Here is a 26,895-nt window from a genome sequence, read left to right as displayed (position 1 = left end):
CGTTACCATAAGGGCCGTGGCCCCTTAAATTGAGTAATACAATGACACAAGCGGTGGTGGTTTTTAGCGGCGGGCAGGATTCAACCACCTGCCTGATCCAGGCCTTAACGCACTATGACGAGGTGCACTGCGTTACGTTTGATTACGGCCAGCGGCACCGGGCTGAAATCGACATAGCGCGCGCCCTGGCGCTCAAGCTGGGCGCCCGCGCGCACAAAGTCATCGACGCCGGTTTGTTAAATGATCTGGCGGTCAGCAGCCTGACCCGGGAGAATATTCCGGTGCCCGCGTTTGACCCTGGCGCCGGCGGCGACGCTTTGCCCAGTACCTTTGTACCGGGCCGTAATATTCTGTTCCTCACCCTGGCGGCCATTTATGCCTATCAGGTGGGGGCGCAAACGGTCATTACCGGCGTGTGTGAAACGGATTTTTCCGGTTATCCCGACTGCCGCGATGAGTTCGTCAAGGCGCTGAACAATGCCGTCATCCTGGGCATGGCCCGCGACATCCGCTTCGCCACCCCGCTGATGTGGCTGAATAAAGCCGAAACCTGGGCGCTGGCCGATTATTACCGGCAATTGGATTTGGTGCGTCAGGAAACGCTGACCTGCTATAACGGCATCAAAGGGGATGGTTGCGGCACCTGCGCGGCGTGCCATCTGCGCGCCAAGGGCCTGGCGGACTATCAGCAGCATCGGGAAAGGGTCATGGCGGCGATGAAAGCCAAAACGTCGCTGCCATAATCATGCTACCCGCGCGCCCAGTCTTTGCCGTCGTTAGCGGCTGTGGCGCCATGGTGCGGGAACAAGGTGAGGTGGGCAGACTGATGGATTGAAGACAGGCGTTGGTATCAGAGGGTATATCTTCCCCTCTGATTCACAAATAACGTTATGTTATGACCGCAGTTAACTCGACGGCCCGGTCAAATGGCCTCTGGCTATTTTTTCTTTGATTTTTTTTTAGTGTTGGCATTCAGTAACGCGCGCAGCTTTTTTACTTCACCGGTGGTAAAAGGCTGCTCGGTAAGTTCTTCGGTATGTTGATTATCAACATCGGCGGCGACATGCTCTTTGTGTACCGCGTTTTTAGCGTGGCGCTTTGCCTCGACCCCGCCTTCAACGTCATCCTCAATCGTGCCGTCCAGGCTGCGCTCTAGCCTTGCGCTGATTTCCGCACTCATGGAAACGCTTTTACTCGCGGCCAAGGACTTCAATTTTTCCTTTAGCTCGAGAGGCAATTTAATCGTTAAATTAGCTGTCTCACTCATAGTGCTTTCCTATTGATAGAAGAGTCACTAACTTAGGAAAGATACGGCCCGATGTCCACACTGTCATAAAAATTTAATATTGGCGCATCGCCTGTGGCCGGGGGTCGGCGCTGGAAAACATTTTCCCCTGGCGCTGAAACCCGGCCGGCATGTCAGTATTGATCCCCTGTTTTATTCCACGATGATTAACTCTTTGATTTGCGAGAATGTGGATGGGCCGATGCCTTTGACTTCTTTCAACTGGTCGGTATGGGTAAAGGGTCCCTTAGCCTCGCGGTAGTCGATAATGGCCTGCGCCTTTTTAGGCCCGATGCCTTTCAGCGCGCTCACCATGTCCTCAGCCGACGCGGTATTGATATTGATTTTTTCATCGCCGAAGTCATCCGTTTGGGTGCTTTTATCTTCGGTATCCGACGCCGTTTGCGTCGCGTCCTGGCCTGCGGCCGGTTCGGCGGCGTCTTCTTTGGCCGCTTCGCCGGATACGGGCGGCGTGGTCGCCGCTGCGGACAGGGTGGTGGCCGCGCTGTCGCCCTCACTGCCGCTGTCGCTGGTGTCGCCGTGCTCCGTGGCGCCGATGACCTTGATGATGCCGTCGCTGGCACCGCCGCCGTCCGCCGGAACCTTAGCGGCTTTTTCCCCTGCGCCGTCATGGCTGACGACAACGGCATCGCCGGATTTATCCCCGTCCGCCACCGAACACCAGGCGATGCCCGAAAGGGCGAACAGGCTGGTCAGTAACACCAGGCTCAGAGTACGTTTCATTGGAGTTTTCATAACATGACGTCCTTGTGATTGCTTGCCTTGAGTCGTGGATAACCACACGTTATGCCGTGAGATACCGGCACGGCAGGCAGGTTGCCTTAAGGGTATTACCACGGCAACCAGGGAAATTGAACCATGCAAAAGGCCGCGAAAGCGGCCTTTGGTCATTACACTATGTTCAGTATTTTTATGAGCGTTATTGCATTTGCGCGCCGGTGCCCATCTTGATCTTGGCTTCGGTACGCAGGTTATTGAGCAGCGCGTCGAACGTCACGCCGGTCATGCCCTGGCTAAGCTGGCTGACCACCTGGCCGCGCTGCTGCTCATCAAGCTGGCGCGGCGCGACCTTATCGAGCGCCACCAGGACGATATTGCCCTGTTCATCCTCCGACATGCCGTAGGAGGAGGCGTTCGGCTGCGGATGCGGCAACGTGAAGATAGCCTGGGTCAAACGATCGTTCTGCCGCGTCGAGTCAAAGGTTTTCACCTCGCCGAAGCTCAGGCCGGCGGCTTTCATCGCCTCGGCGCCCTTACCCTGCTTGAGCGCCGCCAGAATTTTTTCGGCGTCGATGCGGGCCTGTTGCAGCGCCTTTTGGCGTTTCACCTGGTTTTCCACCTGGGCGCGCACCGCGTCCAGAGGCTTGGTGCTTTCCGGTTTATGCTCGGCCAGGCGCAGAACGAAAGCCCGGTCGCCGTCGACGGTGATCACATCGGAATTGTTGCCGGGAGCGCCGTTGACGCCCAGCAGCGAACCGCCGAAAAGCACCTGTTTCACGGCATCGGCGTTCAACGCTTCCGGTACGCTGTCGCGGGTAAACCAGTCGGTCTGCACCGCCTTGACGCCCGCGGCCGTTTCGGCCGACGCCAGGGATTCGTTATCGTTGCTGGCCGCGTCGCTGACCTTTTGCTGCAAGGCGTAATACGCGTCGATGGCTTTTTCCTGTTTCACTTTCGCCGCTACGCCGTCGTGCACCTCGGCCAGCGGCTTCACCTGCTCCGGCTGGATATCGGTCAGTTTCGCCACCAGGAAGCCCACCGAGGAGGTGATCACGCCGGACAATTGGCCCTTATCGGTCAGGTTGGCCTGTTTGAGCTCGTCCACCGTGGCGTCAGCGTCCATCCAGCCGATATCACCGCCGTTTTTCGCGGAAATAATGTCGGTGGAGCGTTGTTTGGCCAGGGCGGCGAAATCGGCGCCTTTTTGCAGTTGCGCCAGGATAGCCTGGGCGTCGGCATCGGTTTTGCTCTGGATTATGGCGTAACGTTTACGCGCCGGCTGTGAGAACTGGTCTTTATGCTGGTCGTAGTAGGCCTGGATTTCCGGTTCGCTCACCGTGGTTTTCGCCTGCATCGAGGCGGCATCCAGGGCGATATAGGACACTTTGAACGACTCGGGCTGGACATAGGTGTTTTTATTCAGGTTATAGTGGTTCTGGATCTCTTCCGGGGAAGCGGTTTGCCCGGCGAGCAGCGCGTTGATATCGAGCGTCGCCAGGCGCGCCTGACGCTCCTGGATGGCCAGCGCCATCAGCCGGTTGGTCTCTTCCGGCAGCAGGAAACCGGTGCCGCCGAGCCCCTGGATCAGCTGCTGCGTCAATAACTGCTTGCGCATCAGCTGCGCATACTGATCCGGCGTCAATCCCATGCTGGCGATGATTGAGCGGTATTTTTCATTGTCGAAATTGTTGTTGGTGCGAAACGCCGGGATGGCGAAAATCGCCTCCTTGACCTGTTGATCGCTAACGGCAAGCCCCAGGGTTTGCGCATATTGGTCCAGCAGGGTCTCATCAATCAGCTGCGACAGCACCTGGCGGCGCATCTGAAGCATGTAGCCTTCGTTGGCGGCCAGGGCCGAGAAACTGTCCCCCAGCGACTCCTGCTGGCGGTTGCGCTCGTTTTGCACCGCCTGTTCCAGCTGGGCACGGCTGATTTGCTGGCCGTTCACCTTCGCGGCGTAATCCCCGCCGCCGCCAATCAGATAGTTGCCTACCCCGGTCAGCACGAATGAAATGGCGACAATGGCCAGAATAATTTTGAGCACGACGTGATTGGCGGCCGCGCGTAAATTGTCCATCATAGTGTGACAACACTCCGCTGTAATATGAATGAAACCTTTGCGCCGGCAGTAAGATCCGCCTTCATGCCGTAGCTCCGAGAGCTGCTGCGCGCTAAAGCTATTCCTCTGACAACCGAAATGCGCAACTGTCAGGGAAAAATAAAAACAAAAAAGGCACATCAAAAAAGATGCGCCTTGTATTCTACCCTACCCGTTCCCCTGCGTCAGGTAATAGTTTGACGCGAAAAACAGCGGTGCAACAATCAGTTGACAGCGTCTTTCAATCCTTTGCCGGCACGGAAACCGGGTACTTTGGCAGCCGGGATACTTATTTCTTTACCGGTTTGAGGATTACGGCCGGTACGGGCGGCACGCGCTCGCACCGTAAAGGTGCCGAAACCCACCAGCGCAACATCATCTCCCTGTTGCAGCGTTTCGGTAACGGAACCAATAATGGCATCCAATGCACGTCCGGCAGCCGCTTTGGAAATATCAGCACCTGCGGCAATCTTGTCGATCAGTTGTGACTTATTCACTCTTTCATCCCCTCTTGAATTCTCTCGTCGCGGCGGAATTTTCCTTAAACGCGACAGCGCAGCTGTTATATCAAGCCTGTTATAGCATGGCAAGCCAAAGCCGGATACCGACCAGAGCCGCCAGCTACCTAACTTAACGGTACAAAAAAAGGCTGGCAAGTGGGATTTCACCTGCCAGCCCGTTTTTTAGCGGTATATGTTACTTTACGCGCTTATTTTGCCGCCGCGGTGGCGATTTCCATGCCAAAAGGCGCATTCTGCAAGGCCAGGGTCAAGACCTCGTCAATCCGTTGCACGGGGTGGATATCCATATCGTTGATCACATTTGCCGGCATATCTTCCAGATCGCGTTTATTCTCGTAAGGGATTAACACGGTCTTGATGCCGCCGCGATGCGCCGCCAGCAGTTTTTCCTTCAATCCGCCGATCGGCAATACCAGCCCGCGCAGGGTGATTTCGCCGGTCATGGCCACATTGGCTTTCACCGGATTGCCGGTCAGGCAGGACACCAGGGCGGTACACATGGCGATACCGGCGCTGGGGCCGTCTTTCGGCGTTGCGCCTTCCGGCACATGGACATGAATATCGCGTTTCTCGTAGAAATCGTTATTAATGCCCAGCTTATCCGCCCTTGAGCGCACCACGGTCAGCGCCGCCTGGATGGACTCCTGCATCACTTCGCCAAGCGATCCGGTATAGGTTAATTTCCCCTTTCCCGGCACGCACGCGGTTTCTATGGTCAGCAGTTCGCCGCCCACTTCGGTCCAGGCCAGGCCGGTAACCTGTCCCACCCGATTCTCGCCCTCGGCGCGGCCGTAGTCGAAGCGTTGGACGCCCAGGTAATCCTTAAGGTTGTCGCCGTCGATATGGATATGCTTGACGCTTTTATCCATTAACAGCGTCTTAACCGCTTTACGGCATAACTTGGAGATTTCACGTTCCAGGTTACGCACGCCCGCTTCACGGGTGTAATAACGGATAATGCCCACCAGGGCGCTGTCGTCGATGGTTAATTCGCCTGCCTTCAACGCGTTGCGATCGAGCTGTTTTTGCAGCAGGTGTTCGCGGGCGATATTCAGCTTTTCATCCTCGGTATAGCCTGACAGCCGGATCACTTCCATACGATCGAGCAGCGGCGCCGGGATATTCATCGAGTTGGACGTCGCGACGAACATCACATCGGAGAGATCGTAATCCACTTCCAGATAGTGATCGTTGAACGCCACGTTTTGCTCGGGATCCAGCACCTCCAGCAGGGCGGAAGCCGGATCGCCGCGCATATCCGACGACATCTTGTCGATTTCGTCGAGCAGGAACAGCGGATTTTTTACGCCGACCTTGGACATTTTCTGGATAAGCTTACCGGGCATGGAGCCGATATAGGTGCGACGGTGACCGCGAATTTCCGCTTCATCGCGCACGCCGCCCAATGCCATGCGCACGTACTCGCGCCCGGTGGCCTTGGCAATCGACTGTCCGAGCGAGGTCTTACCCACCCCCGGCGGTCCTACCAGGCACAGGATCGGCCCTTTTATCTTGCTGACCCGGCTTTGCACCGCCAAATATTCGAGAATGCGGTCCTTGACCCGTTCAAGGCCATAATGATCCTTATCCAGCACTTCCTGTGCCTTGACCAGATCTTTCTTGACCTTGGTGCGGGTATGCCAGGGCACCGACAGCATCCAGTCGATATAACCGCGCACCACCGTGGCCTCGGCGGACATCGGCGACATCATTTTCAATTTTTGCAGCTCGGCTTCGGTTTTTTCCCGCGCCTCTTTCGGCATTTTTGCCGCTTCAATCTTGCGTTTCAGCGCTTCGTTTTCATCCGGCGCGTCGTCCATTTCGCCCAGCTCTTTCTGGATGGCTTTCATTTGCTCATTCAGATAGTACTCGCGCTGGCTTTTTTCCATCTGTTTCTTGACGCGATTGCGGATACGTTTTTCGACCTGCAGGAGATCGATTTCCGATTCCATCATCGCCATCAGGTATTCCAGCCGCTCGGTAACGTCCGCCATTTCCAGCACCGACTGCTTGTCGCTTAATTTGAGCGGCATATGGGCGGCGATGGTATCGGCCAAGCGCGCGGCGTCGTCGATGCTGTTCAATGACGTCAGCACCTCGGGCGGAATTTTTTTATTCAGCTTGATATAGCCTTCAAACTGATTAATCGCGGTGCGCACCAGGACTTCCTGTTCGCGCTCATCGATTTCGGGCGTGGCAAAATATTCAGCCTGGGCGGCAAAATGCTCGCCGCTATCGGACAAAGTGGTTATGCGGGCGCGCTGCAACCCCTCGACCAGTACTTTAACCGTACCGTCGGGTAGCTTCAGCATCTGGAGAATCGAAGAGACGGTCCCGACTGAAAAGAGATCGTTGATACCCGGTTCATCCGTAGAGGCTTCCTTCTGCGCCACCAGCATGATTTTTTTGTCGCTATCCATGGCTGCTTCAAGGCACCGAATCGATTTCTCCCGCCCGACAAACAACGGGATGACCATATGCGGATAGACCACCACATCGCGCAGAGGCAATACGGGGATTTCTATGCGTTCGGAACGCTCAGCATTCATAGAGCTCTCTCTTAGTTTAGCTTCCGCCAGGTTTAGGGGATTCGCAAAACTCGGCCGTTGCCCAGTTTCAACAAATAGGTAATTGAGTATATGGGGGCGAATCTTTTACATTCAACAGCCGGGATAACGGAAAAACAAATGGGGGACGGAATCCCCCACTTTTTTACTTTTTGCCGAATATCATCATTCAACTGATGGATTATTCACCGGACGCCTGCTGGGTTTCATGTTTACCATAAATCAGCAAGGGTTCCGACTGGCCTTCAATTACCGCTTCGTCGATCACCACTTTCTCGACGCTGTCCTGCGAAGGCAGTTCATACATCGTTTCAAGCAGCGCGCCTTCCACGATGGAACGCAGGCCGCGGGCGCCGGTTTTGCGCGCCATGGCTTTCCTGGCGATAGCCGTTAGGGCTTCGTCGCGGAATTCCAGCTCCACGCCTTCCAGATTGAACAACGCCTGGTATTGCTTGGTCAGGGCGTTCTTCGGCTCTTTCAGGATTTGGATCAGCGCGTCCTCGCTCAGTTCATTCAGCGTGGCCAGCACCGGCAGACGGCCGATAAACTCAGGAATCAAACCGAATTTAATCAGATCTTCCGGCTCGACCTTCGTCAACAACTGGCCTTCGGACGCCTTCTGGGCGCTGCCTTTAACCGTGGCGCTAAAACCAATGCCGCGCCCGGTATCCACACGCTGCTCAATCACCTTGTCCAGGCCGGCGAACGCGCCGCCGCAGATAAACAGGATCTTGGACGTATCCACCTGCAGGAATTCCTGCTGCGGATGCTTGCGTCCGCCCTGGGGCGGAACGGCGGCGATGGTGCCTTCGATCAGTTTCAGCAGCGCCTGTTGCACGCCCTCGCCGGACACGTCGCGCGTAATCGACGGATTGTCCGATTTGCGTGAGATCTTATCGATTTCATCAATATAGACGATACCGCGCTGCGCCTTCTGCACATCGTAATCGCATTTTTGCAGCAGTTTCTGGATGATGTTCTCCACGTCCTCGCCGACATAACCCGCTTCGGTCAGGGTGGTGGCATCCGCCATGGTAAAGGGCACATCCAGGAAGCGCGCCAGCGTCTCCGCCAGCAGCGTTTTACCGCTGCCGGTGGGGCCTATCAGCAGGATATTGCTCTTGCCGAGCTCAATGCCATTAGTGGTATCACCGTTACGCAGGCGTTTGTAGTGGTTGTACACCGCCACCGCCAACACTTTTTTGGCTTTTTCCTGGCCGATAACGTAATCGTCCAGGTGATGGCGAATTTCATGGGGCGTCGGCAGAGCGCTGCGTTCGCGATGCGGAGCCACCTCTTTGATCTCTTCGCGAATAATGTCATTGCATAAATCGACACATTCGTCGCAGATATACACTGACGGCCCTGCGATCAGCTTACGCACCTCATGCTGGCTTTTACCGCAGAAAGAGCAATACAGCAGCTTTCCTGAACCGTCTTTGCGCTTATCTGTCATCAGTAAACCTCTTTCTCTAGTCTTTGTCCCGCAGGCCAACCACGGCGGCAACGCGACTGCTTAACGTAAAACCGGCGTTTGAGTGGTGTTAGTCTACTCGAATGACTCAATACTGTAACTATAGTCTATCGGTATTCAGAATTACGCCGTCAAATCGCGTTTGCTTAATATGGAATCAACCAAACCGTAGTCTACCGCCTCTTCGGCGGAGAGGAAACGATCGCGTTCCGTATCTTTTTCTATCGATTCAAGAGAGCGGCCGGTATGTTTGGCCATCAGTTCGTTCATGCGCGCCTTGACCTTGAGGATCTCCCGGGCATGAATCTCGATATCCGTGGCCTGGCCCTGGAAACCGCCCAACGGCTGATGGATCATCACCCGCGAGTTCGGCATGCAGAAACGTTTGCCCTTGGCGCCAGCGGTCAGCAAAAACGCGCCCATGGACGCGGCCTGTCCCATACAGAACGTGCTGACGTCCGGTTTGATAAACTGCATGGTGTCGTAAATCGACATGCCGGCGGTAATCACGCCGCCCGGTGAATTGATATACAGATAAATGTCTTTTTCCGGGTTTTCCGCTTCCAGGAACAGCATCTGCGCCACGATCAGATTGGCCATATGATCTTCAACCTGGCCGGTCATGAAAATGATGCGTTCTTTCAGCAGGCGGGAAAAGATATCGTATGAACGCTCACCGCGTGAAGTCTGCTCAACCACCATCGGCACCAGGGCCATATGGGGTGCTTGTTGTTCTATTTCGCCACTGTATGACATTATCGTCTCCTAGATAAAATTCGCTCGGCGTCTTTATATTTTCCGATTCTACTTGAGATGAAGCGCGATCGCCATGCTCAAGCCGTCGGGCCGCCTTGGTGTCGGACGGATGTAATCAGCCAGGGACGTATCATTGTCTGGGCTTTATAATCCCATCTATATAGCTAATTGGGGTATGAAACGTCCCTTTTCAAGCGCCCGCCGCATTTTCTTTAACGGTTTTCGTTATTGTCTTGCCGGCGCGGCGCGGCGCCAATCCAGTTTTAGCATCGCATCCTCTTTTAATATAGCGTTAATTACTGAAAGTTATCATCGTGAAGCACAAACCAACAAAAAGCCCGCCATCGGTTGATGGCGGGCTTTTAATGACAAACACATCGACCGGCCGGGAATACGTTGGGCCGGTCGTTTATCAGGCCGCGGTCGGCTGATTCATCAGTTCGGTGAACGTGGTGGGTTTTTCAACCACTTTGGCCTTGGCCAGCAGGGCTTCAACCGCCTGTTCTTCCAAAGCGACGTTACGCATATTATTCATCATTTCCTGATTTTTTGCGTAAAACTCAATCACTTCGCGCGGGTCTTCATAAGCGGAGGCCATTTCCTCTATCAGGGTTTTCACCCGTGAATCGTCCGCCTTCAGCTCATTGGTCTGGATAACCTCGCCCAACAGCAAGCCTACGCGCACGCGGCGTTTCGCCTGTTCTTCAAACAATTCGCGCGGCAGCTCCAGCGCCTGCTTTTCATTACCGCCGAAGCGCTGTGCCGCCTGGCGGCGCAGCACGTCGATTTCGCCGTCGATAAGCTTGGCCGGCACATCGATTTCGTTAGCGTTGATCAGGCCGTCGATCACCTGGTTCTTCACGCGGTTGCGCACGGCGTTTTTCAGTTCGCGTTCCATGTTCTTACGCACTTCCGCGCGCAGGCCTTCGATGGAACCGTCGGCTACGCCGAAACGTTTAATAAATTCTTCGGTCAGTTCAGGCAGCTCGCGCACTTCGACTTTTTTCAACACTATCGAGAATTTGGCCGCTTTGCCTTTCAGATTTTCCGCGTGGTAATCTTCCGGGAAATTGACGTCGATATCAAAAGACTCGCCGGCTTTATGGCCGACAACGCCCTCTTCAAAGCCGGGAATCATGCGGCCCTGTCCCATTGCCAGGACAAAATCGCTGGCCTTGCCGCCGTCGAATTCCTCACCGTCGATGGTACCGGAGAAATCAACGGTGACGCGATCTTCCGCTGTCGCGGCGGCATCGCTTTCTTTCCAGTCCGCCTGCTGCTTGCGCAGGGTTTCCAGCATCTGATCGACGTCGGCGTCGTTAACTTCCACGATCGGCTTTTCGACTTCAATGGCGTCCAGGCCTTTCAGCTCCACTTCCGGATAGACTTCAAACTCTACGCTGAAGGTGAAATCTTCGCCGGCCTTGTACTCGCCGGGTATATAGCTGGGCGCGCCAACCGGATTGATCTTTTCCTGGATAATGGCATCGACGAAGTTGCGCTGCATAACATCGCCGAGTACGTCCTGACGTACCGACATGCCGTAACGCTGCGCAACGATGTTCATGGGGACTTTACCTTTACGGAAGCCGTCGATGCGAACTTTCTTGGCGACATTCACCAATTCGCTTTTTACCGCTTGCTCTATGCTGTCGGCGGCAACGGTAATTGTTACACGACGCCCCAGGCCTTCAGTGGTCTCAACAGAAACTTGCATCTTGTTACCTCAAAAAATCACAGTGCTCGGTCAACGCCAGAACCCGTTTTCAAAGAAGCGGTCATCCAGGTCCACTGACGTGAAAATGGCCTCTGAGAACCGGGAGGTCTGAGTGAACAGATACCTGTTCCCCGTCGTCGTCAGAAGCATCCCGAATACATTCCGGAAATATAAGACGCGGCATTATAGCGGCATAGAGTTTATGAGTCGAGAACAGTGCGAAAATTGCCGCATACAGAGCGCCATGGCGCACAAAATTCAAAAAAACCGGGTGTCGCGGCATGCCAGGCCCGCCGACACCGCAGCGAATCACGGCGTGTTTAAGGGAGAGCATGCCGATGGGGTCGAATCGGGCGTGGTGTTCCCGCCCGACCGAGCGCCCCATGGCGCGGTATGCCCGCCAACACCGTTCCTAAAGCAGACGTGTTCAAGGGAGACCGTGCCAATGGGGTCGAATCGGGCGTGGTGTTCCCGCCCGACCGAGCGCCCCATGGCGCGGTATGCCCGCCAACACCAAACCTAAAGCAATCGTGTTAAAGGGAGAGCGTGCCAATGGGGTTGAATCGGGCGTGATTTTCCCGCCCGACCGAGCGCCCCATGGCATGCCAGGCCCGCCAACACCGCAGCGAATCACGGCGTGTTTAAGGGAGAGCATGCCGATGGGGTCGAATCGGGCGTGGTGTTCCCGCCCGACCGAGTGCCCCACGGCATGCTAGGCCCGCCGACACCGCAGCGAATCACGGCGTGTTTAAGGGAGAGCATGCCCGCCAACGGCGGACGCAAATAAAAGGTAATCAGTTCAGGCGATAAGCCGGGTGCCCCGGCACGGCGGCGACGCGGGAACCGCGTTCTGCAGGCTGGTCCACTCTTTCAGGGTATAGGCATGCAGCGCAAGCGCATGAACCGGGCCGGCCAGTTCTTCCGCCAACACGGCATACAGGGAACGATGGCGGGTTAAGATGCGCTCGCCAATGAAGTTTTCGCTCACCACGATCACTTTAAAATGGCTTTCCGCACCCGCCGGCACATTATGCCGGTAGCTCTCGTCCACGACTTCCAGGAAAATCGGATCAAACGCCGCCCTTATTTTTGCTTCAATCTGCTCGCGAAACATTTCATTCTCCTTACTGCGTAGGCCGCGTGCCCTGCACCGTCAATTAAACTTTAGCTGACTTTTTATTAACTCATAGCACTATTATCATAAATTTTTGTCTTAAAAAGCCGAAACTTCAGTCGGATTTAACAGTATATGGAGTGACGAAACGGTTAAAAAGACATTTTTTTGCCGAGCCCCCGCCACAGCGGGAAGATCTGACCATGACGCAATTTAGCGTGATTCAGATCTTCCCCCGGCCAGCGGCGATGATATGATGAGAGCAATATCTCTCACCCCTAATGCATCTTAATGATTGAGAAGGCGATTATGCTTAAAAAATTGTTTTTCCCCTTATTGGCCGCGCTGTTGCTCGCCGGCTGCGCCGGCAAGAGCAACACCCTCGACATCACGCCTAAAATCGAGTTGCCGCAACAGGATCCGATGATTCGCGGCGCCACCGTCAGCGTCAACGGCGCCGATCAGCGCACCGACCAGGCGCTGGCCAAGGTGAACCGCGACGGCGAACTGGTCGTCCTCACCCCGTCGCGCGACCTGCGCTTCCTGCTGCAGGAAGTGCTGGAAAAACAGATGACCGCCCGCGGCTATATGGTTGGACCGAACGGCGGCGTCGACCTGCAAATTATCGTCAACAAACTGTATGCGGATGTATCCCAAGGCAATGTGCGCTATAACATCACCACCAGCGCGGATATCTCGATAATTGCCCAGGCGAAAAACGGCAATAAACAGATAAAACATTACCAGTCCACCTACAATGTCCAGGGCGCGTTTGTCGCCAGCAATCAAAAAATCACCAATGCGGTGAACAGCGTGCTGGGGGATGTCATCAGCGATATGGCGCAGGACACCAGTATCACCAACTTTATTAAACAAAACGCCCAGTAATTTTTGCCTTATCCTGCCCGCGTTCAGGCGGGCAGCCGCCGGTCCCGCAACGCCAATGAGACAGCAGAAAGCCGCCCATGCCTAATCACCAGCTCAGCCTCGCCACCCTCGCCCAGCCGCGATCCCTCATGTTATTGTGCCTGGGCTTCGCCTCGGGGCTGCCGCTCGCGCTCACATCAGGCACGCTCCAGGCCTGGATGACGGTGGCCGATGTCGATTTAAAGACCATCGGATTCTTTTCGCTGGTGGGGCAGGCGTACGTGTTTAAGTTTCTCTGGTCGCCGCTGATGGACAGATACCAGCCGCCGCTGCTGGGCCGGCGGCGCGGCTGGCTGGTGATAACCCAACTGTTGCTGATGGCCGGGCTTATCGCCATGGGCACCCGGGATCCGTCGCGCGATCTGATGCTAATGGCCCTGCTGGCGGTATGGGTGGCGTTTTGCTCCGCCTCGCAGGATATCGTGTTCGATGCCTATAAAACCGATCTCCTGGCGCCGCAGGATCGCGGCACCGGCGCGGCGGTGTCGGTGCTGGGCTATCGCGTCGGCATGCTGGTATCCGGCGGGCTGGCCCTGTGGCTGGCGGATCGGCTGCTGGGCTGGCAGGCCACCTACTGGCTGATGGCCGGACTGATGCTGATCGGCGTGATCGTCGCCCTGCTGGCGCCGGAGCCGGACGACGCGGTTCCCGCGCCGCCGACCCTTGAACAGGCGGTGGTGGCGCCGCTGAAGGATTTTTTCGGCCGCAATAACGCGTGGCTTATCCTGATGCTGATTGTCTTTTATAAGCTTGGCGACGCCTTTGCCGGCAGCCTTAGCACCACGTTCCTTATTCGCGGCGTCGGTTTTGCCGCCGGGGAAGTGGGGGTGGTCAACAAAACCCTCGGCCTGCTGGCCACCGTGGTGGGCACCCTGGCGGGCGGCCTGCTGATGCAGCGCCTGTCGCTGTTTCGCGCCCTGATGCTGTTCGGCCTGCTGCAGGCGGTCTCCAACGCCGGTTACTGGCTGCTGGCGGTTACGGATCGGCATATCCTGACCATGGGCGCGGCCATTTTTGTCGAGAATCTTTGCGGCGGCATGGGAACCGCAGCCTTCGTGGCGTTGTTGATGACTTTATGCAACAAGTCCTTTTCCGCCACGCAGTTTGCCCTGCTGTCCGCGCTGTCGGCGGTGGGCCGGGTCTATGTCGGCCCCATCGCCGGCTGGTTCGTGGAGCTCCATGGCTGGGCCTGGTTCTATGTCTTTTCCATCATCGCCGCGTTTCCCGGCCTGCTCCTGCTGCTGTTATGCCGTGAAACCCTGCGGTTTACCCAGGAAACCGACAGTTTCCTGCGGCGCGACGGTTTTATCGGTCCCTATCGCTGGGCGCTGCGGCTGCTGATGCTGGGCGCGGCGCTGCTGGTCATAAGCCTGCTGCTGCTGGCGCTGCAGGCCCTGGGATGGCTGGCGTCCGGGTCCATTACAGGTTTTTTGTGGGAATCAGGGGCGATGTTGCTGGCTTTGGGTATACTAAGCGGGTGCTGGTGCGATTTTATATCAATGCGGCGCGCCAAAAACGCCGTTTGAGTCGATTAAAAAATAAGCGTTGTGTTGCCGACGCAATAACTGGCGAAAAAATAGCCCGGATAGCGGGGACATATTTTTTGTATCGGAATACGATATTTTTTTATGCCAGTAATGTGACAATTTAGTCAATCTACTATTTTCAAGCGGTCATATTTGCCGGCTTGTAGTTTATTTGTCTAAAAATGCTACCGCATTGTTAATGCAATGATACTAAAACTGCGGTGTTATTCTTTCTAAGGCGGATAAAGCGGCGGTTTGGTTTATTTCTCTCTAAGCCTTTGTGGGTATTCATGTTTTGTTATAATTTCGGTTGCCAAAGATTTCATTTGCAAAAAGCGGAAACATGTTTCTGACAAAAGCTTAAGCGTGTTTACAGTACTGCAACCTTCCCGTAAAATGCCCACACACAAGAAACGACATTAAAGCCCTTTTTTTTATTGAGGTCGTTAGATGAGACTCAGGAAATACAATAAAAGTTTAGGGATTCTGTCATTGTTTTGCGCCTCCGCCCTGCTGAGCGGTTGCGATATGGCGTTAATGAATCCCAAAGGACAGATTGGACTGGAGCAACGTTCACTCATACTCACCGCCCTTGGGCTGATGTTATTAGTGGTTGTACCTGCAATCGTCATGGCAGTGGTTTTTGCCATCAAATATCGCGCGTCCAATACCCAGGCGACGTACAGCCCCAACTGGTCCCACTCCAGCAAAGTGGAACTGGTGGTGTGGACTGTCCCGATCCTGATCATTATTTTCCTGGCGCTCCTTACCTGGAAATCAACCCATGCGCTGGACCCCAGCAAGCCGATTGCCTCCGACGCCAAGCCCATCACCATCCAGGTGGTCGCCATGGACTGGAAGTGGCTGTTCATTTATCCTGAGCAGGGCATCGCCACCGTCAACCAGATAGCCTTCCCCACCAACGTGCCGGTCAGGTTCGAAATCACCTCCAACTCGGTGATGAATTCGTTCTTTATCCCGCGCCTGGGCGGCCAGATCTACGCCATGGCGGGCATGAACGCCACGCTGCATCTGATTGCCAACGAATCCGGCTCCTATGACGGCATCTCGTCGAACTTCAGCGGCAGGGGGTTCTCCGGCATGAAATTCAAGGCCATTGCCACGCCGGACCAGCAAGGGTTTGATGATTGGGTGGCCAAAGTTAAAGCCTCGCCGGAAACGCTCACCACCATGGATGCCTACGAACAGTTGGCCGCGCCCAGCGAATTCAATCCGGTTGAGTATTTCTCCAGCGTTAAGCCTGACTTGTACCATGCGGTGATTGATAAATTCATGGGCAAGGGCAAGAGCATGGACATGACCCAGGACAAGGACATGGACATGAGCATGAGTGAGCACTCTCACGCGGGAACCGAGGAATAACTACGATGTTGGGAAAATTAACGCTGGATTCGGTTCCGTACCACGAACCGATCATTATGATCACTGTCGCCGCCATTATCGTCATCGGCGCGGCGCTGGTGGCAGGCATTACGTATTTCGGTAAATGGGAATATCTCTGGAAAGAGTGGTTCACCACCGTCGATCATAAAAAAATCGGCGTCATGTATATGATCGTAGCGTTCGTCATGCTGCTGCGCGGCTTCGCCGACGCCATCATGATGCGTTCGCAGCAGGCGCTGGCCTCGGCCGGCGAGGCCGGCTTCCTGCCGCCGCACCATTACGACCAGGTGGTGACCGCCCACGGCGTCATCATGATCATCTTCATGGCCACCCCGTTCGTGGTCGGCCTGATGAACCTGGCGGTGCCGCTGCAAATCGGCGCGCGCGACGTGGCCTTCCCGTTCCTGAACTCGCTGAGCTTCTGGTTCTTCGTGGTGGGCGTGATCTTGATTAACGTCTCGCTGGGCATCGGCGAATTCGCCCAGACCGGCTGGGTCGCCTATCCGCCGCTGGCCGGCAAGGAGTACAGTCCCGGCGTCGGGGTCGACTACTGGATCTGGAGTATCCAGATAGCCGGTATCGGCACCACCCTCACCGGCGTTAACTTCTTCGCCACCATCATGCGGATGCGCGCGCCGAACATGCCGATGATGAAAATGCCGGTCTTTACCTGGGCCTCGTTGTGCACCAACGTGCTGATCATCGCCGCCTTCCCGATCCTGACCGTGACCATCGTGCTGCTGACCCTGGACCGCTACCTCGGCACCCACTTCTTTACCAACGACATGGGGGGCAACATGATGATGTATGTCAACCTGTTCTGGGCCTGGGGCCATCCGGAAGTGTATATCCTGGTGCTGCCGGTGTTCGGCGTGTTCTCGGAAGTGGTGGCCACCTTCTCCAAAAAGCGGTTGTTCGGGTATACGTCCCTGGTATGGGCCACCATCGCCATTACCATCCTGTCGTTCTGCGTGTGGCTGCATCACTTCTTCACCATGGGCTCCGGGGCCAACGTCAACGCTTTCTTCGGCATCATGACGATGATTATCGCCATTCCGACCGGGGTTAAAATCTTCAACTGGCTGTTTACCATGTACCAGGGCCGTATCGTCTTTAACTCGGCCATGCTCTGGACCGTCGGCTTTATCATCACCTTCTCCATCGGCGGCATGACCGGGGTGCTGCTGGCGGTGCCGGGCGCCGACTTCGTGCTGCACAACAGCCTGTTCCTGATTGCCCACTTTCATAACGTCATCATCGGCGGCGTGGTGTTCGGCTGCTTTGCCGGCATGACCTACTGGTGGCCGAAGGCCTTCGGCTACACCCTGAATGAAAAATGGGGTAAACGCGCGTTCTGGTTTTGGATCGTCGGCTTCTATGTCGCCTTTATGCCGCTGTACGCCCTGGGCTTCATGGGCATGACCCGTCGCCTGAGCCAGCAGATTGACCCGCAGTTCCATGCCTTGCTGCTGGTTGCCGCCGGCGGGGCGGCGTTAATCGCGCTCGGTATCCTGTGCCAGGTCATCCAGATTGTGCTGAGCGTTATCCAGCGCGATCAGAACCGCGATTTGACCGGCGACCCGTGGGGCGGACGCACCCTGGAATGGTCCACCTCCTCGCCGCCGCCGTTCTATAACTTTGCCGTGGTGCCGGATGTCCAGGATCACCGCGACGCCTTCTGGCAGATGAAGGAAGACGGCACCGCTTACCAGAAACCGGCGTCCTACGAGCCGATCCATATGCCGAAAAACACCGGCGCGGGCGTGGTGATCGCGGCGTTCAGCCTGTTCTTCGGGTTTGCCATGATCTGGCATATCTGGTGGCTGGCGATTATCGGCTTCGCCGGCATGATCGTTACCTGGATTGTGCACAGCTTCAAGGAAGACGTGGACTACTACGTGCCCGTCGCGGAAGTGGAACGCATCGAAAACCGTCATTTTGAACAAATCAGCGAAGCGGGCCTGAATAATGTCAACTGAGATCTTACATAATCACGATCATGTAGACGCCCATGCCGGCCATGGGCACCACGACGCCGGGGCGATTAAGGTCTTCGGCTTCTGGATTTACCTGATGAGCGACTGTATTTTATTCGCCACGCTGTTCGCCACCTATGCCGTACTGGTTAACAGCACCGCGGGCGGTCCGTCGGGTAAGGAAATCTTTGAACTGCCGTTTGTGCTGGTGGAAACCTTCTGCCTGCTGTTCAGCAGCATTACCTACGGCATGGCGATACTTGCCATGAACCAGGGCAATAAAAGCCGGGTTAACGCCTGGCTGGGCCTGACGTTCCTGTTCGGACTGGCGTTTATCGGCATGGAGCTGTATGAATTCCATCACCTGATTGCCGAAGGCAACGGCCCGGACCGCAGCGGCTTCCTCTCGGGGTTCTTTACCCTGGTGGCGACGCACGGTCTGCACGTGACCTCGGGACTGATCTGGATGGCGGTAATGATGGTACAGGTGGCGAAACGCGGCCTCACCGCCACCAACCAGACCCGGTTGATGTGCCTGAGCCTGTTTTGGCATTTCCTTGACGTAATCTGGATATGCGTCTTTACCGTGGTGTACTTGATGGGGGCCATGTAATGAGTAGTCATGCAACAACCGGGCACGGCGGCGCCAGCCACGGCAGCCTGAAGTCGTATCTCATCGGTTTTGTCCTGTCGATTATCCTGACCGTCATTCCTTTTGTCATGGTGATGAACGGCTCGGCGACCAAGACCACGCTGATTGCCGTACTGGCGCTGTGCGCCGTGGTGCAGATCATGGTCCACCTGGTGTATTTCCTGCATCTGGATCGCTCCTCCGAGCAGCGGTGGAACGTGGTGGCGCTGGTCTTCGCCGTACTCATCATCGCCATTCTGGTTGTCGGTTCCCTGTGGGTCATGCTGCATCTGAACTACAACCTGATGAGCCATTAACCGAGCGTAATCCTGATGATTAAGCAATACCTGCAAGTAACAAAACCAGGAATTATTTTCGGTAATTTAATTTCTGTCATCGGCGGATTTTTGCTGGCCTCCAAAGGCCAAATTGACCATGCCTTATTTTTCGCCACCTTAATCGGTGTCTCGCTGGTGGTCGCCTCGGGTTGTGTTTTCAACAACTTTATCGACCGGGACATTGATAAGAAAATGGAAAGGACCAAGAACCGGGTCCTGGTGAAAGGACTTATCTCCCCGCAAGTGACCCTGGTTTACGCGACTGTGTTGGGTATCGCCGGTTTTGTGCTGCTGTACGTGGCGGCCAACCCGCTGGCCATGTGGCTGGCGGTGGCGGGCTTTATTGTCTATGTGGGCGTTTATAGCCTGTATATGAAGCGCAAGTCAGTTTATGGCACCCTTATCGGCAGTTTGTCCGGCGCGGCGCCGCCGGTTATCGGCTACTGCGCCGTCAGCGGCCGGTTCGATATGGGCGCGTTGATTCTGCTGCTGATTTTCAGTCTCTGGCAAATGCCGCATTCTTACGCCATCGCCATTTACCGTTTCAAGGACTACCAGGCGGCGTCAATCCCGGTGCTGCCGGTAAAACGCGGCATATCGGTGACCAAAAACCATATTACCCTGTATATTATCGGGTTTATGGTGGCGACGCTGATGCTGACCCTGGGCGGTTACGCCGGCTATAAATATTTTATCGTCGCGGCCGCGGTCAGCGTCTGGTGGCTGGGCATGGCGTTGCAGGGCTATAAATCGGCCAACGACGACAAGGTCTGGGCGCGCAAGCTGTTTATTTTCTCCATCGTGGCGATCACCTCATTGAGCGTGATGATGTCCGTGGACTTTATGGTCCCGGCCAGCAACAGCCTGTTATCGTACGTCTGGTAAAATCCGCATTGACCTATGGCTGGCAAAGCCCCGGTTTTGCCAGCCCCCTGCCCCGCCATCGACACCCTTTCGCCGCCATCTGTTACATCTGTTAAAAGACGTTCCGTTTACCCGGTTCGCACGGCGCATTAAAATGATGTGGGTAGCTCTCTTGAGGTAGTAATGAACGATACTAAAATGACCGGCAGCGAACTGCGCGCCACCTGGGGCTTGGGTACGGTGTTCTCGTTACGCATGCTGGGCATGTTTATGGTGCTACCGGTACTGACCACTTACGGTATGGCATTACAAGGCGCCAGCGAAGCCCTGATTGGGCTGGCCATCGGCATCTATGGCCTGGCGCAGGCGCTATTCCAGGTACCCTTCGGCCTGATCTCCGACCGGGTCGGCCGCAAGCCGCTGATTATCGGCGGGCTGCTGGTGTTTGCCCTGGGCAGCGTTATCGCCGCCCTCACCGATTCGATCTGGGGCGTCATTTTAGGGCGTGCGCTGCAGGGATCGGGGGCCATCGCCGCCGCCGTTATGGCGCTGCTGTCCGATCTAACCCGCGAGCAGAACCGCACCAAAGCCATGGCGTTTATCGGCGTCAGCTTCGGCGTCACCTTTGCCATCGCCATGGTGCTGGGGCCGATAATCACCCATGCCCTGGGCCTGCATGCGCTGTTTTGGGGAATCACCCTGCTGGCGCTGGCGGGTATCATCATCACCCTGGCCATCGTACCGGCGGCGGATAGCCATATGCTTAACCGCGAGTCCGGCATCGTCAGAGGAAGCTTTAGCAAGGTGCTGGCCAACGGCCAGCTGGTTAAGCTCAATATCGGCATTTTTTGCCTGCATGCGCTGCTGATGTCGAGTTTCGTCGCCCTGCCGCCGATGATGGCCAAGGCCGGCCTGGCGCCCGCCGATCATTGGAAAGTCTATCTTATTACCATGCTGGTATCCTTTGCCGCGGTAGTGCCATTTATCATCTACGCCGAGGTTAAGCGGCGGATGAAGCGGGTATTTATGATCTGCATTACCCTGTTGCTGCTGGCGGAAATCGTGCTGCTGGCCGCGGGGCAGCATTTGTGGACGATATTTGCCGGCATCCAGATTTTTTTTCTGGCGTTTAATGTGATGGAGGCCATCCTGCCCTCGCTTATCAGTAAAGAAGCGCCGGCGGGTTACAAGGGCACCGCCATGGGGGTCTATTCCACCAGCCAGTTTCTTGGCGTGGCGGCCGGCGGCAGCCTGGGGGGATTATTGTATCAATGGCATGGGGCGTGGCTGGTATTTACCTTTGGCGCGGCGCTGGCGGCGATGTGGTGGGTTATCAGCATTTCGCTTAAGGAACCGCCTTATGTCAGCAGCCTGCGGATTACCTTGTCGGAACTGGCGGTTAAAGATGGCGCGCTGGCGGAAAGACTGAAAGCGCAGCCTGGGGTAACCGAAGTGGTGGTGGTTCAAGGCGAACGGAGCGCTTATATCAAAATTGATACCAAAAAAATCAGCCGCGGCGAGCTTGAGCGGCTGATAGAAATGGTGTGACCACATTTACTTTGATCTATGGTGCGCTAGACGAAATATAATATAGGTGCTGATCATTCAAGTTAGCAAAAAATCAGGCTTAGCGACTTATAGCAAAATCTGTGCCCGCAAAAAAACGATTCCATGGATTAATTCTGCAAAAGATGCCATCAACATATTTATAGCGCAGCCCAGCCTTTTCCAGCTCAGTGAAAAGACCATTTAAATTTGGTGGAAAGAGACTAGATCTTTGTATGGGGAAAGCAACGTCCACCTTCTCTCGTTGAACAAGCTCAAATAATATCTCATAAGCATCATTTTTAATACCCAGACTTTCTTCGATTGGATAATGCATAATATTATAATTAAACACTTTTGAGTCTGCAAGGGCAATATCCTGTGGTAAAAACATGTCATCTATGATGCTGCTTAAGCCAGGATCACTGAGCGATCTACCTTCTCGACCATAAAACCTTATAGCTGTACCTTCAGGAATTTCTAAGTAATCTTTACTAAAAAAAGGTTGAGCCCCATGGGCGTCAATGATTAATCTTTCGGAATTTTGCGACCCTCTGAATATAATAAAATCTTCGCCTAACATTTCCCCACCAGCAGCCAATGCCGCCCTTTGAGTAGCGAGTACCGACAACTTCGCACCTGCCGTCGCCGCACCGGCCAATGTCCCGAATCCACCGAGGCCTGTCCCTAATGAAACCCAACCGAGAATAGCTGATGTACGCGGATTCGATCCTTCTAAAGCAGCCGAAGCAATTCCGGTCGCGGCGGAGGTGAGCTCAAGTAAACCTGCCACCCCATATAAGGCCATCACGCCCGCGGTGGCTGCCGCCAATGAGTAGCCGAAGGTAGGTATGGCTAACACTAACCCTATCACACTAAATAAAACGGTAAATGCTAATCTTCTGCTTAAGTGACCATCCAAATCAATGCCGTTTATTGGATCATTGTTGCAATAGACGTAGGGGTTTATGCCCCCCGCACCAAATGGGCTGAGGCTGTCGGGGCTGTTAAAGCGCATTAAAATCGGGTTGTATGAACGGTAGCCATTGCCCAATGGGTAAGCGCCGGTAATAGCATCGCGCAGCTCACCCTTAAATCCCGGCAAGGCTGGATCCTCCGTTTGACGGTAACCCCATGGGGTGTACAAATGGAGTTCGGTATTAAAGGTGGCAGTAACGTCAAAACTTACGCGGCCGGTTAAAACTACATTTAGCAATCTATCTCTCGCCATTTCTGCCATGTCTTCAAAAAAGCCGTTGGCTCTTGATATCTTTAACCATTTAGCAACCCAGGCAGTATCATTGGCATCAGCATCACGTTTCAACTGTGGTGTATTATGCTCGTATATAATGTTACTCACCGGCTGATGATCAATTTCTTCTTTTGCCAGGCGATCCATGCCATCATAATCATAATTACCTGAATGCTCAGGTGAATGGGCTTTTACTAGCCGCCCGAGAATATCGTACTGCAATGTACGCCCCGCCTCGTCCACATCCATTCTCCCATTAGCATCATAGTGGAGTGAAATTAACGGGGGATAGACTGGAGCACTGTGTGAGACCGAGGTCAATTGAGTAGGATCATCCGGATTGTCATAATGAAACTCCGCATAATCATCTCCATAAAAAAAATGCGTGTGACAGCGGGTCATATTATTCAATGCATCGTAGGAAAAATTCTGTTCATCAAATTGTTGACCATAAGCATCCGTGGCAAACTCCTGGCTTTCACTTTTCATATGAATAAGCCGGTTACACTCGTCATATTCGTATAATTCATGGTTTACAAGTTTTTCATCCAAAGTGATCTTTTTATCAAGAATATTCCCATTTCGTTCATAAAAATATTCTATTGTTAGTTTCGTTTCCTTGAAATTGGTTTGAAAATCCGCTCCCATAACAATTTCACGTTTATACTCACGACTGAACTCATCATAGGAAAATTTGGTATTAACGTAAAAATCAACATAACCATCGGTATGGTTTAACTCGGCCACGCGGCCAAAATCATCGTAATCCGTTTTAGTGTAAGAATTAATATTTTGACCTAATATTTGTTGACCTGTTTGTTTAGAGTACCAAAAAGAACGTTCATAAGTGAATGATGGATTATCCCCTGACAGACTACCTTTTTTTTCAGCGCCCAACAATGTCCAATCGAATCTAATACTAGCGTTGATGTCAGAAGAAAAATCTTCTTGCCCAAGTTGCCCAGAAGGTGAATAAAACCAGCGTTGCATAATCCGCCCCCGGCCTACCGGATAGTCAACATTTTCACTTGTCGAAGCTTGTATTTTCCCGGCCAGGGTATTCCAGGAATATACTTTGTATAGACTTCGATCGGCTACTAAACTGACCACATTGCCCAATTCTGGAATATATTGATATTCAAGTGATTGTCCCGCCGGGGTGGTTACTACGCTAGGTTTAGGATTAGCACCAATATATTCATAAGTATATCTGCGCCCGCCAGAAACGGACTCCTTCAAACGTCCCAAACTATCGAATGCCTGAGTGCCTAATATCGTCACGTTTTCCTGTATATCTTGTACACTAACTTCGGTTACGCAGGGTTTATCAGTATGGACGGCATACTTTCGTAAAGTTGCATTTTTATCAGGCAAACCTACCATAACTTGCCTATGAAACGCATCATATTCGTAATGGGTGACATAGCCTTTTTCGTCTTTGTACTCACGCAGCAAGCCGTAGCCATCATATCTTGAGCTAGTTTCAGAATAAACGCTGCCATCAAGACTAATACATGATTTTTTTAGCGGTTGCATCCCTATATTAAAATCGATCCTGATATCGCCAAGTTTTTTATTAGGATCGGTGGAACTGTATTTTTTCAAGGTTGCCTGAAGTTTAATCGGATCAAACTGTATTTCCTCATGGGTTCCGTCACTGCGTCTTATCACGCTGACATTTCCCCAAGGTTCATATTCCATGGTAGCTGTAATACTTACGCTTTCTTCTATTTCATCAGGTGTGGGAACAAAGTGGTCAGTCAGGGTATTAGATAAAACCTGGCTAATAGCATTATATTCCTTACTTTCGATCTCAAACCATTCATCGCTTTCGGCGCGATCAATATTATTGGATGCCTTTTTAACTGGCCTTCCTAGACCATCAAACCAGCTGCGTATCTTATTGCCGGAAGCATCGGTGGTGGTTGTCACCCCAAAATTACCGTCACAGTTTCTCTCTATGTAGTAATCTAGTGTGCTTATACGTTGATAGGCGGTGCCGGGATTTTGCGTGTGCCGGATTAAACGGCCCAACAAATCATAGTCATAATTGTGTTGACTGTTTTGCGCATCGACTTCTGACAGCACGCGTCCGGTGCAAGAAGAGGTTCTGCTGGCGGTGGCATAGGCTAGGCCATCATAGCCGGTGTCATCCCTGGATATGACTAAAATAACACCCGACAAGAAATAGGTAAATTGTGTGGTGGCGGGATAGCTGTGATCGCCATCGATAAACGTTTTGACCCTCCGTTCTAGCCTGCCATGCATTGGGTTGTTGTTAAGAGGGCTGCTTATATAGAATAGTTCCTCGCTGGTGATAAGTACCTCTTCTGATTTCACCGATTCATGGGCATAAAAGTGGCTTTTTTTCGGAACAATGGACCAGGCGGCCGGTGCATTATCTATTGAGGGAAAACTTTCATATTCATGTACTGTCACTGTATATTCAGTAATAAATTCCCGACTAGAAGGTTTGATGGTTTGTTTATATAAATAGCGTACAAACCCCCAGGGATCTAATGTCTCTGGATGCTCCTTATTATTCTGATAATATTCATTTTCGATAATCATACCATCGGGATTTTGCTGCCAAACTAGGTTGCCGCCTTCGTCGTAGCGCGTTTCGGTAGTTTCCACCCTGGTGATTTTATCCGGAGATATGTAGGTTATTTTTTGAGTGGACGCCAGCTGATATTGACTGGGCTGGGCATCAAAAGGCTCTGTCAAATTAGAATTAAACACAGTTTCTTTTTTAGTGACATAGCTTTTTGAGTCACGCGTTACCGTTTTTATCACTTCTATATCATTATGCAATACATCAAATACATATCGAATACTAATGGTATCAGCACCGTTTGTATATTCTTCATGTTGATAGTATTGATAATCAAAAAGATACTGACTATGCTCAAGCAGATAGTCACGATAGTGTACCCAAAATTGTTCAGGGGAGTGACCGCCAAGAAAATTGGATAAAGAGTAGGTGTAGTTGCTGGTGATGAGGGGAGTTTTACCGCCGATGCTTGTTACCTTTTTCGATACTCTCGGTAATGCCGGTAAATACGCGCTAGTAGGGAAGACCGTTGCGCTATCTTCATAGGTTATTTCATACGTAATATCAGGATCGGCATGCATTTTTGTAAGTAAGCGGTAATGAAGAAAATTAGTATATTCAAATTCGGAACTCGCCAATATTTCGTTTTCGCTTAAGGTCAACACTTCGCTAAGACTATTATGGTCATCAAATCGTAATGCGAACGAAATAGATTCTTGGGTGCCCGGCCAGGCAGTTATTAAAGTAAGCCGATCTTCGGGGAGACCACTTTGATTGAAATAATCAATTCTTAAGGTCCCAAAATCATTGTCGACTATGGAAGTCAACTTAGGCATCGTATTGGAGTCGACAATATCCCATTGAAACATCAACATTAAACCAAAAGGGTTGTAAATCCTCAGGACAACTTTGAACGTGTCCATCTTTTGCGGGCTGCCTAATTCTTCCACTATGCCATTTTTCCATATAATCCGATAACCGTTTTCTGTTCTAACAAAATGGAAGTTAGTCAGTTTTTTTTGTATCACCTCAATGCCTTGTGGGGTTTCGATGACACTATATTGTTCACCTGAACTCAGTACTAAAATCCCATAGGCAGTATCATAATAAGAATAGCCAAGATGAAATCCTAAGCCAAAACCATAATTAAAGCTACCAAACCCATTATAGCTGAGCGCGACCTGGAAAACGGGCCCTAATCCCGCATTGCCCACCAAGTTCACTAAGGGCAAATAAACATTAAACATGCCGGTACGCGGATTGACCGTGGTTTGATTGGCATCGCTATAATTAAATGCCTGGGATGAAAATTGTCTACTCATGATGACACCTCACCTACTGTTGCTATTATGACAAATTTTTCACAGTGAGTAACAAACGGTATAAGTACTTTTCGCGTAATGTGAGAAAGGTATAATCATTTATTCCCGCGTGAAAAAATTTATAGAAATTAAGAAATAAGGCTTAAAGCATATAAATACTGTCGACTCGCTAACTCTTGGGGAAAGCATTGTGATGCCCACGCCAAAACGACATTAAGCCTTGGCGTTAGACTTCACACATTAATGCCACCAATCGTTTAAATAATTTTCTGTTAAGTTAAAA

The 26,895-nt window shown here is 53.0% G+C and carries 19 protein-coding genes; 9 read left to right on the top strand and 10 right to left on the bottom strand.

The window, feature by feature from the left end:
- Positions 1-41: 41 nt before the first annotated feature.
- Complete coding sequence (gene queC / locus ACL2XQ_RS05195; protein WP_410016181.1) at positions 42-743, top strand: 7-cyano-7-deazaguanine synthase QueC; 702 nt, start codon at positions 42-44, stop codon at positions 741-743.
- Between the two features lie 194 nt (positions 744-937).
- On the opposite strand, the gene ACL2XQ_RS05190 is transcribed toward queC, so the two are convergent.
- The 9 genes from ACL2XQ_RS05190 to bolA form a co-directional block, all read right to left on the bottom strand.
- Positions 938-1,267, bottom strand: coding sequence for an Arc family DNA-binding protein (locus ACL2XQ_RS05190; RefSeq protein ID WP_413740115.1), 330 nt, complete (start codon positions 1,265-1,267; stop codon positions 938-940).
- Positions 1,268-1,438: 171 nt separating this feature from the next.
- Positions 1,439-2,029, bottom strand: coding sequence for a ComEA family DNA-binding protein (locus ACL2XQ_RS05185; RefSeq protein WP_413722259.1), 591 nt, complete (start codon positions 2,027-2,029; stop codon positions 1,439-1,441).
- Between the two features lie 196 nt (positions 2,030-2,225).
- On the bottom strand, positions 2,226-4,106 hold the full coding sequence (gene ppiD / locus ACL2XQ_RS05180) for a peptidylprolyl isomerase (protein WP_410016184.1): 1,881 nt from the start codon (positions 4,104-4,106) through the stop codon (positions 2,226-2,228).
- A gap of 242 nt (positions 4,107-4,348) precedes the next feature.
- Positions 4,349-4,621, bottom strand: coding sequence for a nucleoid-associated protein HU-beta (hupB, locus tag ACL2XQ_RS05175; protein WP_162367713.1), 273 nt, complete (start codon positions 4,619-4,621; stop codon positions 4,349-4,351).
- Positions 4,622-4,833: 212 nt separating this feature from the next.
- Complete coding sequence (gene lon / locus ACL2XQ_RS05170; RefSeq protein WP_410016185.1) at positions 4,834-7,194, bottom strand: endopeptidase La; 2,361 nt, start codon at positions 7,192-7,194, stop codon at positions 4,834-4,836.
- 199 nt (positions 7,195-7,393) lie between these two features.
- Positions 7,394-8,668 (bottom strand): ATP-dependent protease ATP-binding subunit ClpX, encoded by a 1,275-nt coding sequence (clpX, locus tag ACL2XQ_RS05165; protein ID WP_410016186.1) that lies wholly within the window; start codon positions 8,666-8,668, stop codon positions 7,394-7,396.
- Positions 8,669-8,809: 141 nt separating this feature from the next.
- Entirely contained in the window at positions 8,810-9,442 is a 633-nt protein-coding gene (gene clpP / locus ACL2XQ_RS05160; protein WP_413722258.1) for an ATP-dependent Clp endopeptidase proteolytic subunit ClpP, read from the bottom strand.
- A gap of 412 nt (positions 9,443-9,854) precedes the next feature.
- Positions 9,855-11,159, bottom strand: coding sequence for a trigger factor (tig, locus tag ACL2XQ_RS05155; protein WP_410016188.1), 1,305 nt, complete (start codon positions 11,157-11,159; stop codon positions 9,855-9,857).
- 799 nt (positions 11,160-11,958) lie between these two features.
- Positions 11,959-12,273, bottom strand: a complete 315-nt coding sequence (gene bolA, locus ACL2XQ_RS05150) for a transcriptional regulator BolA (protein WP_413740114.1) — start codon at positions 12,271-12,273, stop codon at positions 11,959-11,961.
- Positions 12,274-12,582: 309 nt separating this feature from the next.
- On the opposite strand from bolA, the gene ACL2XQ_RS05145 reads away from it, so the two are divergent.
- The 8 genes from ACL2XQ_RS05145 to ACL2XQ_RS05110 all read left to right on the top strand — a co-directional run bounded on the left by ACL2XQ_RS05145 (position 12,583) and on the right by ACL2XQ_RS05110 (position 21,487).
- Entirely contained in the window at positions 12,583-13,161 is a 579-nt protein-coding gene (locus ACL2XQ_RS05145) for a lipoprotein (RefSeq protein ID WP_410016190.1), read from the top strand.
- Between the two features lie 77 nt (positions 13,162-13,238).
- Positions 13,239-14,726 carry a muropeptide MFS transporter AmpG gene (ampG, locus tag ACL2XQ_RS05140; protein WP_413740113.1) on the top strand — a complete coding sequence of 496 codons (1,488 nt, stop codon included), beginning with the start codon at positions 13,239-13,241 and terminating at the stop codon, positions 14,724-14,726.
- A 450-nt stretch (positions 14,727-15,176) separates the two neighbouring features.
- A complete protein-coding gene (cyoA, locus tag ACL2XQ_RS05135) occupies positions 15,177-16,109 on the top strand; it encodes a cytochrome o ubiquinol oxidase subunit II (RefSeq protein WP_410016192.1) in 933 nt (310 codons plus the stop codon).
- A gap of 5 nt (positions 16,110-16,114) precedes the next feature.
- On the top strand, positions 16,115-18,109 hold the full coding sequence (cyoB, locus tag ACL2XQ_RS05130; protein WP_410016194.1) for a cytochrome o ubiquinol oxidase subunit I: 1,995 nt from the start codon (positions 16,115-16,117) through the stop codon (positions 18,107-18,109).
- Complete coding sequence (locus ACL2XQ_RS05125) at positions 18,099-18,719, top strand: cytochrome o ubiquinol oxidase subunit III (protein WP_410016195.1); 621 nt, start codon at positions 18,099-18,101, stop codon at positions 18,717-18,719. The genes cyoB and ACL2XQ_RS05125 overlap by 11 nt, the downstream gene beginning before the upstream one ends.
- Positions 18,719-19,054, top strand: coding sequence for a cytochrome o ubiquinol oxidase subunit IV (locus ACL2XQ_RS05120; protein WP_410016196.1), 336 nt, complete (start codon positions 18,719-18,721; stop codon positions 19,052-19,054). Before ACL2XQ_RS05125 ends, ACL2XQ_RS05120 begins: the two co-directional genes overlap by 1 nt.
- Positions 19,055-19,069: 15 nt before the next feature.
- Positions 19,070-19,960, top strand: a complete 891-nt coding sequence (gene cyoE / locus ACL2XQ_RS05115; RefSeq protein ID WP_410016197.1) for a heme o synthase — start codon at positions 19,070-19,072, stop codon at positions 19,958-19,960.
- A gap of 162 nt (positions 19,961-20,122) precedes the next feature.
- Positions 20,123-21,487, top strand: a complete 1,365-nt coding sequence (locus ACL2XQ_RS05110) for an MFS transporter (protein ID WP_413740112.1) — start codon at positions 20,123-20,125, stop codon at positions 21,485-21,487.
- A 79-nt stretch (positions 21,488-21,566) separates the two neighbouring features.
- Here the strand turns inward: ACL2XQ_RS05110 and ACL2XQ_RS05105 are convergent, their stop codons facing one another.
- Positions 21,567-26,612, bottom strand: a complete 5,046-nt coding sequence (locus ACL2XQ_RS05105) for an RHS repeat-associated core domain-containing protein (RefSeq protein ID WP_413740111.1) — start codon at positions 26,610-26,612, stop codon at positions 21,567-21,569.
- Positions 26,613-26,895 lie beyond the last annotated feature (283 nt).

Source organism: Sodalis sp. RH14, from assembly GCF_047324285.1.
Lineage (GTDB): Bacteria > Pseudomonadota > Gammaproteobacteria > Enterobacterales > Enterobacteriaceae > Acerihabitans.
Note: the sequence above shows the minus strand (reverse complement) of the source record. Positions and strands in the feature narration are given on the sequence as shown.

Bases quoted from the DNA above. Each gene is read 5' to 3' on its own strand.
- queC (WP_410016181.1), top strand. From the start codon at position 42: ATGACACAAGCGGTGGTGGTTTTTAGCGGCGGGCAGGATTCAACCACC.
- ACL2XQ_RS05190 (WP_413740115.1), bottom strand. From the start codon at position 1,267: ATGAGTGAGACAGCTAATTTAACGATTAAATTGCCTCTCGAGCTAAAG.
- ACL2XQ_RS05185 (WP_413722259.1), bottom strand. From the start codon at position 2,029: ATGAAACGTACTCTGAGCCTGGTGTTACTGACCAGCCTGTTCGCCCTT.
- ppiD (WP_410016184.1), bottom strand. From the start codon at position 4,106: ATGATGGACAATTTACGCGCGGCCGCCAATCACGTCGTGCTCAAAATT.
- lon (WP_410016185.1), bottom strand. From the start codon at position 7,194: ATGAATGCTGAGCGTTCCGAACGCATAGAAATCCCCGTATTGCCTCTG.
- clpX (WP_410016186.1), bottom strand. From the start codon at position 8,668: ATGACAGATAAGCGCAAAGACGGTTCAGGAAAGCTGCTGTATTGCTCT.
- clpP (WP_413722258.1), bottom strand. From the start codon at position 9,442: ATGTCATACAGTGGCGAAATAGAACAACAAGCACCCCATATGGCCCTG.
- tig (WP_410016188.1), bottom strand. From the start codon at position 11,159: ATGCAAGTTTCTGTTGAGACCACTGAAGGCCTGGGGCGTCGTGTAACA.
- bolA (WP_413740114.1), bottom strand. From the start codon at position 12,273: ATGTTTCGCGAGCAGATTGAAGCAAAAATAAGGGCGGCGTTTGATCCG.
- ACL2XQ_RS05145 (WP_410016190.1), top strand. From the start codon at position 12,583: ATGCTTAAAAAATTGTTTTTCCCCTTATTGGCCGCGCTGTTGCTCGCC.
- ampG (WP_413740113.1), top strand. From the start codon at position 13,239: ATGCCTAATCACCAGCTCAGCCTCGCCACCCTCGCCCAGCCGCGATCC.
- cyoA (WP_410016192.1), top strand. From the start codon at position 15,177: ATGAGACTCAGGAAATACAATAAAAGTTTAGGGATTCTGTCATTGTTT.
- cyoB (WP_410016194.1), top strand. From the start codon at position 16,115: ATGTTGGGAAAATTAACGCTGGATTCGGTTCCGTACCACGAACCGATC.
- ACL2XQ_RS05125 (WP_410016195.1), top strand. From the start codon at position 18,099: ATGTCAACTGAGATCTTACATAATCACGATCATGTAGACGCCCATGCC.
- ACL2XQ_RS05120 (WP_410016196.1), top strand. From the start codon at position 18,719: ATGAGTAGTCATGCAACAACCGGGCACGGCGGCGCCAGCCACGGCAGC.
- cyoE (WP_410016197.1), top strand. From the start codon at position 19,070: ATGATTAAGCAATACCTGCAAGTAACAAAACCAGGAATTATTTTCGGT.
- ACL2XQ_RS05110 (WP_413740112.1), top strand. From the start codon at position 20,123: ATGAACGATACTAAAATGACCGGCAGCGAACTGCGCGCCACCTGGGGC.
- ACL2XQ_RS05105 (WP_413740111.1), bottom strand. From the start codon at position 26,612: ATGAGTAGACAATTTTCATCCCAGGCATTTAATTATAGCGATGCCAAT.